This is a genomic window from Actinomyces timonensis DSM 23838, assembly GCF_000295095.1.
Lineage (GTDB): Bacteria > Actinomycetota > Actinomycetes > Actinomycetales > Actinomycetaceae > Actinomyces > Actinomyces timonensis.
On record NZ_JH806632.1, the window covers coordinates 356,223 to 369,240 of the forward strand.

General features: G+C 72.8%; 16 protein-coding genes and 1 riboswitch. Of the genes, 11 read left to right on the plus strand and 5 right to left on the minus strand.

Annotation, left to right across the window (positions count from 1 at the left end; genetic code table 11):
* Positions 1 to 92: 92 nt before the first annotated feature.
* Positions 93 to 938 carry an exodeoxyribonuclease III gene (locus A1QA_RS0101535; protein ID WP_026048593.1) on the minus strand — a complete coding sequence of 282 codons (846 nt, stop codon included), beginning with the start codon at positions 936 to 938 and terminating at the stop codon, positions 93 to 95.
* Positions 939 to 996: 58 nt separating this feature from the next.
* On the opposite strand from A1QA_RS0101535, the gene A1QA_RS0101540 reads away from it, so the two are divergent.
* The gene (locus tag A1QA_RS0101540; protein WP_017177177.1) at positions 997 to 1,386 is read left to right on the plus strand and encodes an acylphosphatase; all 390 of its coding nucleotides are present in this window, start codon (positions 997 to 999) and stop codon (positions 1,384 to 1,386) included.
* Between the two features lie 116 nt (positions 1,387 to 1,502).
* Here A1QA_RS0101540 and A1QA_RS0101545 read toward each other — a convergent pair whose 3' ends face one another.
* The 3 genes from A1QA_RS0101545 to A1QA_RS0101555 all read right to left on the minus strand — a co-directional run bounded on the left by A1QA_RS0101545 (position 1,503) and on the right by A1QA_RS0101555 (position 5,223).
* Positions 1,503 to 2,399: a bifunctional methylenetetrahydrofolate dehydrogenase/methenyltetrahydrofolate cyclohydrolase gene (locus A1QA_RS0101545; protein ID WP_017177178.1), complete on the minus strand. Its 897-nt coding sequence runs from the start codon at positions 2,397 to 2,399 to the stop codon at positions 1,503 to 1,505.
* Entirely contained in the window at positions 2,396 to 3,706 is a 1,311-nt protein-coding gene (gene glyA / locus A1QA_RS0101550; RefSeq protein WP_017177179.1) for a serine hydroxymethyltransferase, read from the minus strand. Before glyA ends, A1QA_RS0101545 begins: the two co-directional genes overlap by 4 nt.
* Positions 3,707 to 3,751: 45 nt before the next feature.
* A riboswitch (ZMP/ZTP riboswitch) is annotated at positions 3,752 to 3,839 on the minus strand.
* Positions 3,840 to 3,912: 73 nt separating this feature from the next.
* Positions 3,913 to 5,223, minus strand: a complete 1,311-nt coding sequence (locus A1QA_RS0101555) for a CobW family GTP-binding protein (RefSeq protein ID WP_017177180.1) — start codon at positions 5,221 to 5,223, stop codon at positions 3,913 to 3,915.
* 48 nt (positions 5,224 to 5,271) lie between these two features.
* Here A1QA_RS0101555 and rpmB point away from each other — a divergent pair, with 48 nt between their 5' ends.
* The 10 genes from rpmB (at position 5,272) to A1QA_RS0101610 (ending at position 11,554) form a co-directional block, all read left to right on the plus strand.
* On the plus strand, positions 5,272 to 5,511 hold the full coding sequence (gene rpmB / locus A1QA_RS0101560) for a 50S ribosomal protein L28 (protein ID WP_017177181.1): 240 nt from the start codon (positions 5,272 to 5,274) through the stop codon (positions 5,509 to 5,511).
* Positions 5,508 to 5,678 (plus strand): 50S ribosomal protein L33, encoded by a 171-nt coding sequence (gene rpmG / locus A1QA_RS0101565; RefSeq protein WP_017177182.1) that lies wholly within the window; start codon positions 5,508 to 5,510, stop codon positions 5,676 to 5,678. The genes rpmB and rpmG overlap by 4 nt, the downstream gene beginning before the upstream one ends.
* Complete coding sequence (gene rpsN / locus A1QA_RS0101570) at positions 5,678 to 5,983, plus strand: 30S ribosomal protein S14 (protein ID WP_017177183.1); 306 nt, start codon at positions 5,678 to 5,680, stop codon at positions 5,981 to 5,983. The genes rpmG and rpsN overlap by 1 nt, the downstream gene beginning before the upstream one ends.
* Positions 5,984 to 5,996: 13 nt before the next feature.
* The gene (locus A1QA_RS0101575) at positions 5,997 to 6,296 is read left to right on the plus strand and encodes a type B 50S ribosomal protein L31 (protein WP_017177184.1); all 300 of its coding nucleotides are present in this window, start codon (positions 5,997 to 5,999) and stop codon (positions 6,294 to 6,296) included.
* Positions 6,297 to 6,298: 2 nt separating this feature from the next.
* Positions 6,299 to 6,421, plus strand: coding sequence for a type B 50S ribosomal protein L36 (gene ykgO / locus A1QA_RS0101580; RefSeq protein ID WP_003782012.1), 123 nt, complete (start codon positions 6,299 to 6,301; stop codon positions 6,419 to 6,421).
* A gap of 374 nt (positions 6,422 to 6,795) precedes the next feature.
* Positions 6,796 to 7,215 carry a hypothetical protein gene (locus A1QA_RS0101585; RefSeq protein WP_043507975.1) on the plus strand — a complete coding sequence of 140 codons (420 nt, stop codon included), beginning with the start codon at positions 6,796 to 6,798 and terminating at the stop codon, positions 7,213 to 7,215.
* Positions 7,216 to 8,466 carry a glutathionylspermidine synthase family protein gene (locus A1QA_RS0101590; RefSeq protein ID WP_017177186.1) on the plus strand — a complete coding sequence of 417 codons (1,251 nt, stop codon included), beginning with the start codon at positions 7,216 to 7,218 and terminating at the stop codon, positions 8,464 to 8,466.
* A gap of 12 nt (positions 8,467 to 8,478) precedes the next feature.
* Entirely contained in the window at positions 8,479 to 9,852 is a 1,374-nt protein-coding gene (locus A1QA_RS0101595) for an APC family permease (protein WP_017177187.1), read from the plus strand.
* 10 nt (positions 9,853 to 9,862) lie between these two features.
* Positions 9,863 to 10,765 (plus strand): formyltetrahydrofolate deformylase, encoded by a 903-nt coding sequence (purU, locus tag A1QA_RS0101600; protein ID WP_026048595.1) that lies wholly within the window; start codon positions 9,863 to 9,865, stop codon positions 10,763 to 10,765.
* Between the two features lie 234 nt (positions 10,766 to 10,999).
* Positions 11,000 to 11,554 (plus strand): DinB family protein, encoded by a 555-nt coding sequence (locus A1QA_RS0101610; RefSeq protein ID WP_017177190.1) that lies wholly within the window; start codon positions 11,000 to 11,002, stop codon positions 11,552 to 11,554.
* A 116-nt stretch (positions 11,555 to 11,670) separates the two neighbouring features.
* Here the strand turns inward: A1QA_RS0101610 and A1QA_RS0101615 are convergent, their stop codons facing one another.
* Positions 11,671 to 12,924 (minus strand): N-acetylglucosamine-6-phosphate deacetylase, encoded by a 1,254-nt coding sequence (locus A1QA_RS0101615; protein ID WP_017177191.1) that lies wholly within the window; start codon positions 12,922 to 12,924, stop codon positions 11,671 to 11,673.
* Positions 12,925 to 13,018: the final 94 nt, after the last annotated feature.

Genomic DNA, 13,018 nt, shown 5'->3' on the forward strand with positions numbered 1-13,018 from the left:
CCGATTGACTGGAGAATTCCAGGTCTCACGGTGATGTTCGCCCGGTCTCGGTTCACTGTTGGGGGCCGCCCGGGCAGCGCGTCGCCCGTCGCCTACAGGCGGTAGTCGATGACGAGCGGGGCGTGGTCGGACCAGCGCCCCTGGTAGTCGTCGGCGCGGTCGACGCGCAGGCTCTCGGCCCGCTCGGCGAACCCGGGCGTGATGACGTGGTAGTCGAGGCGCCAGCCGACGTTGTTGTCGAAGGCCTTGCCGCGCTGGGACCACCACGTGTAGGGCCCCTGCTCGTCGGGGTGGAGGTGGCGGGAGGCGTCGATCCACCCGGCGTCGAACCAGGACTCCAGGTGCGCGATCTCGTCGTCGAGGACGCCGGCCACCTTGTTGTGGTTGGGCTTCCAGTTCTTGATGTCGCGCTCGGAGCGCACCACGTTGAGGTCGCCGGCCATGAGGATCTCGCGGGCGCCGTCGGAGGCCTCCTGCTCGGCGAGGAGGGCGGCCATGCGGGCGTCGACGAGGTCGAGGTGGGCGTACTTCTGATCCATCTTCTCCGTGCCGATCTGCCCGGAGTGCAGGTACGCGGAGATGACGGTGAGGACGCGCGGCGAGCCCGGCGCGGCGCCGGTGAGGTCCAGATCCACTTCCAGCCAGCGCCCGGAGTCGACGTCGGGCTCCTCGGTCCCGGGCGCGGCGACCCCCAGGCGGGTCTCCCCCAGCCCGATCCCGCTGCCCTCGCGCACGGCGACGGCGACACCCGCGCGCCCCTTGACGCGGCAGGGCCAGACGATGGACTCGTAGCCGGGCAGGAGCGGGGCGGCGATCTCGGGGTCGGCGCGCACCTCCTGCAGGAGAAGGACGTCGGGGGCAGCGCTGGTGAGCCACTCCCCCATGCCCTTGCGGGCGGCGGCCCGGATGCCGTTGACGTTGACGGTGGCGATTCGCATGGCGCCCAGGGTAAGGCGAGCGACGGCGCGCTGGCGAGCGGCCTGCGACAATGGGGCTATGAGGTTCATCGGTGGCTTGGGCGGCAAAGCGGCGAGGACGGCGAGGACTGGGGAGCGCCCACCGGCCGGCGCCAAAGCGGGCACGAGGGCTGGCGCCGACGGCGGGGCCCGCGCTCGCACGATCCACGCGCTGGTCTCCGGGCGGGTCCAGGGCGTCGGCTTCCGCTGGTCCTGCATGGAGGAAGGCGAGCGCCTGGGCCTGGTGGGAGAGGTGCGCAACCTGCCCGACGGCGATGTGGAGGTCCTCGCCCAGGGGCAGGCCGACGACGTCGCGCGCCTCATCGCCTGGCTCTACCGCGGCCCGCGCTGGGCCTCGGTGAGCGCCGTCGTCGTCACCGACCTGGAGCCCGGGAGCCTGACGAAGCGGGCCTTCGTCATGGGCAACTGACAACCCTCGCCGAGACCGGGCGAACAGCACCGCGAGATTCCGATCTGTGGAAAACCGCCCGGTTTCGCGGTGCTGTTCGCCCGGTCTCGACGAAGGGAGAGGGCGAGATCGGAGGGTCAGGAGGCGCGCTCGGCGGTCTCCACGACGTTGGCCAGCAGGAGGGCGCGGGTCATCGGGCCCACTCCCCCGGGGTTCGGGGAGAGCCACGAGGCGACCTGGTCGACGCCGTCCGCCACGTCCCCGGCGATCCGGCCCTTGCCGGTGGCGGGGTCCACCACTCGCGAGACGCCCACGTCGAGCACGACGGCGCCCGGCGCCACCATCGCCGGGGTGATGATCCCGGCGGACCCGGCGGCGGAGATGACGACGTCCGCGCGACGCACGTGCGCGGCGAGGTCGGCGGTGCCGGTGTGGCACACGTCCACCGTGGCGTTGACGTCCTTGCGGGCCAGCAGGAGCCCGATCGTGCGCCCCACGGTGACGCCGCGCCCGACGACGCACACGTCCTTGCCCGCCAGGTCGATGCCGTGACGGGTCATGAGCTCGATGCAGCCGCGCGGTGTGCACGGCAGCGGCGAGTCGATGGGCCCGGTGCCGCGCAGGACGAGGCGGCCGAGGTTGGTGGGGTGGAGCCCATCGGCGTCCTTGTCCGGGTCGATGCGTTCCAGGATGGCGTTGGTGTCGACGCCGCGCGGCAGCGGCAGCTGGACGATGTAGCCGGTGCAGGCGGGATCGGCGTTGAGGCGGTCGATCGCCTCCTCGATCTCGCCCTGTGTGGCGGTGGCGGGCAGGTCCACGCGGATGGACTCGATGCCCACCTCGCGGCAGTCCGAGTGCTTGCCGGCCACGTACTTGACGCTGCCGGGGTCCTCTCCGACGAGCACCGTGCCGAGCCCCGGCACGACCCCGCGCCCCCGCATCGCCGCCACGCGCTCGGCCAGCTCGGCCTTGATAGCGGCGGCGGTCGCCTTGCCGTCCAGGACGCGGGCGGCGCCCGCCCAGGGGGCCCTCACTGGGCCAGGCCCGGGTAGAGCGGGAAGGCGTCGGTCAGCGCCGTCACCCGCGAGCGCAGGCCCGCGAGCAGGTCCTCGGTGGCCGTGCCCGCGGCGCCGGCGACGAGCGCCGTGGCGATGATCTCGGCGACCTCGGTGAACTCGGCCTCGCCGAAGCCGCGGGTGGCCAGGGCGGGGGTGCCGATGCGCAGGCCGGAGGTGACGCGCGGGGGGCGGGGGTCGAAGGGGACGGCGTTGCGGTTGACGGTGATGCCGGCGGCGTGGAGGAGGTCCTCGGCCTGCTGGCCGTCGAGGGCGGAGTTCCGCAGGTCGACGAGGACGAGGTGGACGTCGGTTCCACCGGTGACCAGGCTGATGCCGGCGCCGCGCACGTCGTCGGCGAGGAGGCGCTGGGCGAGGATCCGGGCCCCGGCGAGGGTGCGGGCCTGGCGGTCGGCGAACTCGGGGGTGCCGGCGATCTTCATGGCGATGGCCTTCGCGGCGATGACGTGCATAAGGGGGCCGCCCTGCTGGCCGGGGAAGACGGCGGAGTTGAGCTTCTTGCCCCACTGCTCGGCGCGGTTGGACAGGATCATGCCCGAGCGCGGCCCGCCGAGGGTCTTGTGGACGGTGGTGGACACGACGTCGGATGCGGGCAGGGGGCTGGGGTGCAGTCCCGCGGCGACGAGCCCGGCGAAGTGGGCCATGTCGGTCCACAGGGCGGCGCCGACCTCGTCGGCGATGGAGCGGAAGGCGTCGAAGTCGAGGTGGCGGGGGTAGGCGGACCAGCCGGCGATGATGACGCGGGGGCGCTCGCGCAGGGCGGTCTCGCGCACTTGGTCCATCTCGATGCGGTGGGTGGTCTCGTCCACGCCGTAGGCGGTGGCGTGGTAGTTCTTCCCGGAGAAGTTGATCCTCATGCCGTGGGTGAGGTGCCCGCCGTGGGCGAGCGAGAGCCCGAGGATGGTGTCCCCGGAGTCGGCCAGGGCGTGGAGGACGGCGGCGTTGGCCTGCGCGCCGGCGTGGGGCTGGACGTTGGCGTACTCGGCGCCGAAGACGGCCTTGGCGCGGTCGATGGCGAGCTGCTCGGCGACGTCGACGACTTCGCAGCCGCCGTAGTAGCGCTTCCCGGGGTAGCCCTCGGCGTACTTGTTGGTGAGCACGCTCCCCTGGGCCTGGAGGACGGCGCGGGGCACGAAGTTCTCCGAGGCGATCATCTCAAGGGTTCCGCGCTGGCGGTTGAGCTCGCCGTCCAGGACGGCGGCGATCTCGGGGTCGAGCTCGGCCAGGGGCAGGTTGTTGAGGGAGACGTTGGCTGGGGCGGTCATGCTTCTCCTGCGAGTTTCGGGCGCGCGTGCGCGCTGCGGCGGGCGATCCGCGGCCCAGGCGGGCGACCCCGGAGTCTGCTAGTCATGCCGCTCCCCGGTGGTGATCCACCCGGCGCCAGTCGCGACGCCCCTACCCTATCGCGCCCGGCCCCGCCCGACGACGCCGGAAACGCATCCCGCCAGCCGTCAGTACCCGTCGCTGCCCGTCAGTCGACGGCGCCGAACCAGTCCTCCATGGCGTCGCCGTCGGGGCCGCTCCAGGCCAGGGCGCTGACGAACTCCTCGGGGCGCAGGAGGATGCGGGAGAAGGCCTCGCGCACGCGCTCGCAGGCGGCGTCGTCGGCCACGCCGGTGACCACGAGGTGGCAGCGCGGGCCGGCAAGGCCGCCAGCGCCAGGCGCGCCGGCCGCTCCCATCCCCAGCCCCGCGCCCGCGCCCGGAGCCGCCTCCTCGCCCCAAGGGGACGGCGCCTCCTCCCAGGTGCCGGCGTCGCCCACGGTGACGGCCCCGCCGGCGACCTCCCAGGCGCAGACCCGCCCGGGGCGGCTGGGCAGCCAGAAGCAGCCGCGCGCGCACATGCCCGCCCCGGCGAGGTCGGCCACGAGCGCGCGCAGGCGCTCGGGGTGGAAGGGCAGGTCGGAGGCGAGGTCGAGGGTGCGCACGCCGTGCTCGACCGGCCCGCCCCAGGCGCGGGTGGAGGCCGGGTGTACTCGGGCGACGGCGGCGCGGGCGTCGTGCCGCACGGACATGAGGACGTCGAGGACGGGGGCGTCGAGGCCCGGCAGGAGGAGGGCGTCGTCGGCGCGCAGGTGCTCGACGAGGTCGGCGCCGGCGCCCTCCTTTCCCACGGCGATGACGACGTCGGCGTAGCCGAGCCCCAGCATGTGGACCTCGCCGGTGCAGCGGGCGTCCCCCTCGCCCCAGGCCAGGCCCCGGTCGGCCAGCGGGATGTGGGTGAGGATGTCGTCGACGGCGGTGGAGGTGAGCACCGCGTGGGCGACGCCGGCGAGCGTCGCCCCGGGGACGCCCTCTAGCTCGGCGGCCAGGCGGGGCACGAGGTGGACGATCTCGATGGCCGGGGGCAGGAGGATGACGGTGGCGCCGTCGGGCTCGTCGGCGGCGCGGTCCTCGGCGACGGCGAGGAGCACCTCCCGCAGGGAGCAGGTGGGGCAGGGCGTGGGCATGTCGACGTCGAGGACGACGGGCTCGGGGAGCGCCGGGGCGGGCGCGCAGGCGGAGCCGCCCTCGCCGTCGGGGGCCGTGAGCCCGGCAGGCCCGGCTGGCACAGCCGTTTCAGTGGAGGTGAGCCGGATGACGCCGCGGGGCCCCTCGTCGGGGTGGATCGTCACGGCGAGGACGAGGGCGTCCTCGCCGTGAAGGCTGAGGGCAGCGAGCTCCAGCAGCGCCGGGTCGACGGCGCTCACGAGGGCGATGCGGTGGCCGACGCCCGGCTCGGGGTCGCGGGGGTCGCGCGAGAAGGGCAGGTCCGCCCCGGGCAGGGATGAGTCGAGAGTCATGCGGGCTCCAACTTGACGGTAATGAGATTCAATCCCAATACTGCACCCATGACCACCTACTGCCAAGTCACGGGAGCCCGGCCGGTCTTCGGCAAGTCCGTCTCCCACTCGCACCGCCGCACGAACCGGCGCTGGGACCCCAACCTCCAGCGCAAGCGCTACTGGGCACCCTCGCTCGGTCGCACGATCACGCTGACCGTGAGCGCGCGCGGGATCAAGACCATTGACAAGAAGGGCATCGACGCCGTCGTGGCGGACATGCTCGCCCGAGGGGAGAGGCTGCGATGAGCAAGGCCGCCAAGGACCTGCGCCCCATCATCAAGATGGTGTCCACCGCGGGCACGGGCTACACCTACGTCACCCGCAAGAACCGCCGCAACACCCCTGACCGGCTGGTGCTGCGCAAGTTCGACCCCGTGGTGCGGCGCCACGTCGAGTTCAAGGAGTCCCGCTGATGGCCAAGAACTCCAAGATCGCCGCGGACAAGCGCCGCCGCGCCGTCGTCGCCCGGTACGCCGAGCGCCGCGCCGAGCTCAAGAGGGCCTCCGTCAACCCGCATCTGAGCGAGGCCGAGCGCGAGGCCGCCATGGCCGCGCTCCACGCCCTGCCCCGGGACGCCTCCCCCACCCGCCTGCGCAACCGGGACGTCGTCGACGGGCGCCCCCGGGGGTACCTCCGCGTGACCGGCACCTCCCGCGTGCGCTTCCGCGAGATGGCCTCGCGCGGCGAGCTGCCCGGCATCGTCAAGTCGTCCTGGTGACAAGGAGCAGCCCATGAAACCCGGGATCCACCCCGATTACCACCCCATCGTCTTCCGCGACAAGAGCGCGGGCTTCGCCTTCCTCACCCGCTCGACCATGACCTCCACGGAGACCATCGAGTGGGAGGACGGCAATACGTATCCCGTCGTCGACGTCGAGGTCTCCAGCGCCTCCCACCCGTTCTGGACCGGTCAGGGCCGCATCCTCGACACGGCGGGTCGCGTGGAGAAGTTCGAGCGCCGCTACGGCAAGCGCGCCCGCCCCGCCGTGAAGCCCGCCGCCCCCACCGCCACTGCCAAGAAGGGAGCCTGAGCATGAAGGTCCGCGCCTCGATCCGGTCCCTGGCCAAGCAGCCGGGGTCCAAGGTGGTGCGCCGCCGCGGCCACACCTACGTCATCAACAAGAAGAACCCCCGTCTCAAGGCCCGCCAGGGCTGAGCGGCCCGACGGCCCCCGCGGGAAGGACCAGATCCCCGTCTCCCCCGCGCCCCATGCCAGCTTCGACCAGCACGGGCGCCAGGGAGGCGGGGGCTGTCAATTCTGCTGCCGTCGAGCGGCCCGGGAGGAAAGACGCCGACGGCGATCGTTGGAATCGCGCCGATCCTTCCTACGCCGTCGGGAGCCTCTCTCCTCGACGGCAGCAGAATTGACATCTGACGGATCTAGAGCGGGCTGCCGCCCCCGCATGGGGCGCCATGGGGAGCGCTGCCGTGAGACCGGCGTTGGCGGCGCCACCCAGCGCCTCCTAGGCTGGTGCCCGCGCTCATCGGCGCCGGGCGTCCCTGCCCCGGCGCGGCGCGGGAGGGAGAACGATGCACGCCAGGACACGGGGCCAGAGAGTCGTGGTCTCCGCCGTCACCGCCGCAGCGGCGGCGCTGTGGATCGGTGGGATCGCCGGATGCTCCTCCGACGACGGCAACACCGACGCCGACTACGTCAAGATCTGCAAGGACCCCAGCACGGGCGAGCGCGTCGAGGACGAGAAGTGCTCCGATGACACGGGCCCGGCCTCCCACTCCCGCCCCCACTGGGTCTACATGCCGATCTCGCGCGGCTCCTCGGTGAGCGCGCCCGGGGTCGGCAAGAAGGTGCCCTCGGGGTACAGCGACTCCAAGCCATCGTCGAGCAGCAAGGTCACCACCTCGGGCCGCTCGGGGGGCTCCTACTCGCGGGGCTCGGGCACGAGCCACGGGGGCTTCGGCTCGGGCTCCAAGGGCGGATCGGGGTCCTGAGTGCAGCGCGTCCCATCCTCACCGCGCCCCGGGTGGCGCGACACCATCGCCCGCCAGGGCCTCGTCTTCTCGGAGACCACCGACCCCGCCACGGGGATCAACACGAGCTACTGGAACGAGTTCGCCTGCTACGAGCTGACCATGGACGAGGTCGACCTCCTGGAGCGCACCAGCGAGAACCTCCACATGATGGCCAAGGACGCCGCCGGCTTCCTCGCCGAGGAGTCGCTCAAGCCGGGCTCACCCTTCAACCTGGGCATCCCGCGGGAGGCCATCGAGTACGCCACGGTCTCCCTCGACCGCGACGACCCCTCGCTCTACTCGCGCTTCGACCTCATCTACTCGGGCAATGACGGGCGGCCGCCCCGGATGCTGGAGTACAACGCGGATACCCCCACGGGTCTGGTGGAGGCCGCCCTCATCCAGTGGTACTGGCACGAGGACGTCCACCTGAAGGCGGGCGTGACCGGCATCGACCAGTGGAACGGCATCCACGAGGAGCTCATCGCCCAGTGGGGCCGCATCGATGACCACCTCGGGCGCCTCCACGGCCTGCGCCCCCACATGTACCACTTCGCCTACACCGACGCCGATGACTCCGGCGAGGACCTCATGACCACGGGGTATCTCATGGACACCGCCGTCCAGGCGGGACTGACCGGCCTGCTCGTGGAGATGAAGCAGCTCGGGCTGGACAGGGAGACCGCCCGCTTCACCGACGGCGAGAACCGCCACCTCGAGGCGATCTTCAAGCTCTACCCGTGGGAGGAGATGATGTTCGAGGAGTTCGGCCCCGCGATCTGCGCGCTCAAGCCGGACTACTGGTTCCAGCCCGCCTGGACGATGTTCCTGTCCACCAAGGCCCTCAGCGCGGCGCTGTGGCACCTCTACCCGAACCACCCCAACCTCATCCCCACCTACATGTACCCCGACGAGGCCCGCGCCCGCCACGACACGATGGGCATGTCCGAGTACGTCATCAAGCCCCTGCACGCCCGCGAGGGCGCGAATATCGAGCTGCACGGGGAGGGCCAGCACATCGTCCAGCCCGGCGGGTGGGGCGTGGAGGGCTACGTCATCCAGGAGTTCTGCAAGCTCCCCGACTTCACCGGCTCCGACCACCTGCACAACCGCCCTGTCCTGGGCACGTGGATGGTGGGCGACGAGTGCTACGGCCTGGGCATCCGCGAGTCCGACGGCCCCGTCACGGACTACTACTGCCGGTTCGTGCCCAACCGGATCCGCCTCTAGGCGCCGGGAGCAGTGCTGGCACCCGGGTCGACGGCGTCGCCGCGCCCTCCGCGCGAGGGCGGCGGCGCGCGTGGGACCGCAGGTGGCGGTGCGCGCTCAGGCGCGGGTGATCCGGCCGACGGCGCCGCTGGCGGCCCGCGCCTGAGCGTCCTGCAGGGCTCGGCGCTCGCGCTGTCCGCCACGGCGCCGTGGTACTCGATCATGGTGACCGCGCCGCTCATCGCCGCGCTGGTCGGCTCGGGCACCGCCGTCGTCTACCTCCTGGCGGCGATCCCCGCCGCCCTCGTGGCCGCGGGCATGAGCGCCAACGACCGGCGCGACCCTCACAAGGGCAGCGTCTACACATGGGTGCGGCGCGCCTTGCCGCGCACCGGCTGGTTCGCGGGCTTCTGCCTGGCCTCCACCGGCGTCATCGCCACCTCCGGCATGGCCTACGTGGCGGCCGACCTCCTCGCCCCCGCGGCCCCGGCGGCGCTCAAGGCGGCCCTGGCGGCGGTGCTCACCGCGCTCGCCGCCCTCATCGACCTCTACGAGTTGCGGCTCATGGCGGCCCTGCAGTACCTCGCCGTCATCGCGGGGCTCGGGGCGACGATCGTCTGCGCCGGGCTCGTGGCCGGGGGCGGGGTGCGCCTGGCGCCCATGACTGGCTCGCCCCTCGACTGGTTCCACGCGGTGCTGCTGGCGGTCTTCGCCTACTGGGGCTTCGACGCGATCTTCGCGCTCACCGATGTCACGGGCGCAGGCGCGCCGCAGCGGGTCACCGCGCTGACGATGCTGGGGCTCGTGGGGTTCTTCGCCGTGGGCGGGACGGCGTACAGCGCCGTCGACCCCGCTCCCGTGACGGGGCATCTGGTGGTGCGCGTCGCGGTGGTCTCCTCGGCGATCATGAGCCTGGGCTCCACCCTCGTGCCGACGGCGCGCGGGATCGAGGCGATGGCCGACGCCCGCCAGGTCCCCTCCTGGGCGGGCCGCCTGCGCTCCACCTCCTGGACGACGGCGGTGGTCACGGCCGCCTCGGTCGCCTGGACGGGCCTGCTCTTCGTCTCCGAGGGGCTCTTCACGGACACGGTGGAGGCCCTCAGCGTGCTCGTGGGCCTGTACTTCGCGGCGAGCTCGCTCATCGCCGCGATCCACGCCCGCTCCCGGCGCGAGCGCCGGATCCAGTCGGTGGCGGTGGCCCTCATGGTCGTCATCACGGCGGCGGTGGCGATCCAGATGCTCGATCCGGGCTACGGGACGACGGCGGTCTGTGGCGTCGGCGGGGTGGGGCTCATCGTCGTCGGGCTCAGCGCCCTCGGTGCGGCGGGAGCGCTGCGCTATGGGAGGCCCGACGGCGGGGCGGGCGGAGGCCGCCCCGACTCGGAGGGGCGCCGCGCGGCTGGGTAGGCTGCGCGGTATGACTGCACCCGTGACCGCGACGGCTCCCGCCACGCCGTCGGCGCCCTCCCCCGCCGCCCCCGCCCATCTCGTGCTCACCCTGTCCTGCCCGGACCGCCCCGGCATCGTCCACGCGGTCACGGGGGCGCTGGCCCGGCGCGGCGGGAACATCACCGAGTCCTCGCAGTTCGGGGACGAGGAGTCGGGCCTGTTCTTCATGCGCGTCGCGGTGCTCACCCGCGTGCCGCGAAGCGAGATGGAGGCCGACCTGGCCGAGCTCGCCGAGGTCTACTCGATGCAGTGGGAGCTCAACGAGGCCGATCGCCCCCTGCGCACCCTCATCATGGTGAGCAAGGACGCCCACTGCCTCACCGACCTGCTCTTCCGCGCCCGCAGCCAGGGGCTGCCGATCGACGTCGTCGGCGTGGTGGGCAACCATGAGGACCTGCGGCCCGTCGCGGAGTTCTACGGCGTCCCCTTCCACTGCATCCCCGTCACCAAGGACACCAAGGCGGAGGCGGAGGCCGAGCTGCTGGGGCTCGTGGACGAGCTCGGCGTGGAGCTCGTCGTGCTCGCGCGCTACATGCAGATCCTCTCGGAGTCCCTGTGCGAGAAGCTGCGCGGCAACGTCATCAACATCCACCACTCCTTCCTGCCGTCCTTCAAGGGCGCCAAGCCGTACCACCAGGCGCACGCGCGCGGGGTCAAGCTCATCGGCGCCACCGCCCACTACGTGACGGCGGACCTGGACGAGGGGCCGATCATCGAGCAGGACGTCACGCGCGCCTCCCACGCCGACTCCCCCGTGGTGCTCCAGCGCAAGGGTCAGGACGTCGAGCGGAGGGTGCTGGCGCAGGCCGTCAAGTGGCATGCCGAGCACCGCGTGCTCCTCAACGGGAACAGGACCGTCGTCTTCGCCTGAGCCCCGGGGCTCAGGCGCGAGCCGCGGCGGCGCGGAGGAGCACCTGCGCGCGGTCCTGGCCGGGCTCGCGGTGGATCCCTTCATCCCGGACGCGGCGAGCGCGCGAGGGCTCATGTACGACGTCGTCACTAGCGCCCTGACGAGCATCGACGCCGTATCCTGAGCCCGCGCGGCGGCCGAGGGCGCTGCGCGGATCGAGCAACGAGCGAGGAAGCACAGAGCGAGGAGGCTGTCATGACTGCGGCGACTGGGGACCGGGACGCGCAGGCCCTGCGGACGATGCTCGTGGACGCCCTGGGGCGCTCGCGCGAGCGACTGGACCGGGCGCTCGACGGCGTGAGCGCGGAGCAGGCCAATGCCCGGCCGGTCGATGGGCTCGCTCCCCGGATCGATTCACTGACCTGGCTGGCCTGGCACACGGCGCGGGCGATCGACCTGCAGATCGCCCCGCTGGCGGGGCGCGAGCCGGAGTGGACGGCGGGTGGGCACTCGGCGCGCTTCGGCCTGCCGCTGCCCGACGACACCGAGGACTGGCGGCACACCCCCGAGGAGTCGGCGCAGGTGCGGGTGGATGACCTGAACATCCTGAGGGATTACCTCGACGCCGTCTACGCGGTGGCCGGGGATTTCTTGGAGTCTCTCGATCCGGCGCGGCTCGACGAGGTGATCGACGAGGCATGGGAGCCGCCCGTGACGCTGGGCGTCCGCCTCGTGTCGATCATCGACGACGCCTCCCAGCACTCCGGCCAGGCCGTCTACGCCCGCCGCCTCCTCGGCCTCCCCGGATAACTAACCACCCCCTATATCCGAGACCGGGCGAACAGCACGGCGAGATTCCGATCTGTGGAAAACCGCCCGGTTTCGCCGTGCTGTTCGCCCGGTCTCGGTGCGAAGCGGGGGCGGGGTCAGGCGGCGTGGGGGTTGGTGAGGTCGACGTCGGCGCCGCGGCGCAGGACGCGCACGGGGGCGAGCTCGGCGTCGGTGACCAGCACGTCGGCCCACAGGCCCGGCCGCAGCGCGCCGATGCTCGCGTCCCCGAGGATCGTCGCGCCCTGCACGGAGGCCGCGTACACGGCGTCGACGAGGTCCACGCCGCCCTTCCACGTGGTGCGCACGACGTCGATGAGGTGGGCCGTGCCGCCCGCGATCGCGTCCTTGCCGGTCAGGCGCGCGACGCCGTCGGCCACGGTGACGGCCGCGGGGCCGAGCACGTAGTCGCCGTCGGGCATGCCGGCCGCGGCCATCGCGTCGGTGATGAGCACGACGTTGTCGCGCCCGAGCGTCTCGAACATGTCGAGCACGATCGCGGGGTTGAGGTGGACAGCGTCGCCGATCATCTCCAGCACGCACTCGCCGCGCTGGGCGGCCGCCAGGAACTCCGGCACCGGCCCGGGCGTGCGGTGGTGCATGGGGCGCATGCCGTTGAACAGGTGCGTCGCCGTCGAGCGCGGGGAGCGGACGGGATCGCCGGCCTCGAGGCGCGCGGCGATGCGAGCGGCGGCGTCGGCCAGGGCGGCGCGCACGGGCGCGGCCTCGGAGTCGGTGTGCCCGAAGGACGGCAGGGCCCCGCCCTCGATGAGCGCGGCGTTGACGCCGTCGTCGCCCGTGATGCCGGGCCTCTCCGGGGCGATGGTCATCGTGACGACGTGCCCGCGGCCCAGCTCGATGAGCTCGCGGGTGAGCGCGGCGTCGGGGTCGACGATGTAGGTGGGGTCCTGGGCGCCGCAGCGCTCGACGGACACGAACGGCCCCTCGAAGTGGATGCCGGCGAGCTCGCCCGCGTCGCACAGCTCGGCCAGGACCCTCGTGCGCTCCTTGAGGACGTCGGCGGCGGCCGTCACGCAGGAGGCCACGAGGCTCGTGGTGCCGTGGCGGCGGTGCTCCAGGACGGAGACCATCGCCTGCTCGGGGGTCGCGGCGTTCGGGAAGGACTCGCCGCCCCCGCCGTGGCAGTGGACGTCGACGAGGCCGGGCAGGAGGTAGCCGCCCTCGGGGGCCGCCTGGGCGCCCTGGAGCGCCTCGCCGAAGCCCGCGGCGCTCGCCGCCGAGGCCTCGCCGACCCAGGCGATATGGCGGTCGGCGACGACGACGAGGCCGTCCTCGATGATCGTGTCCGGTGTGACGACTCGTCCGCGCAGGGCGGTGGCAGCGCTGCTCATATCCGCAGCATAGACCCAGACATCAGACAACCGCGAGCGCGCTGGTGGCGGCCCCGCGCCCGGCGACATTCAGCGGCGCGCACCCGCGCCCGAC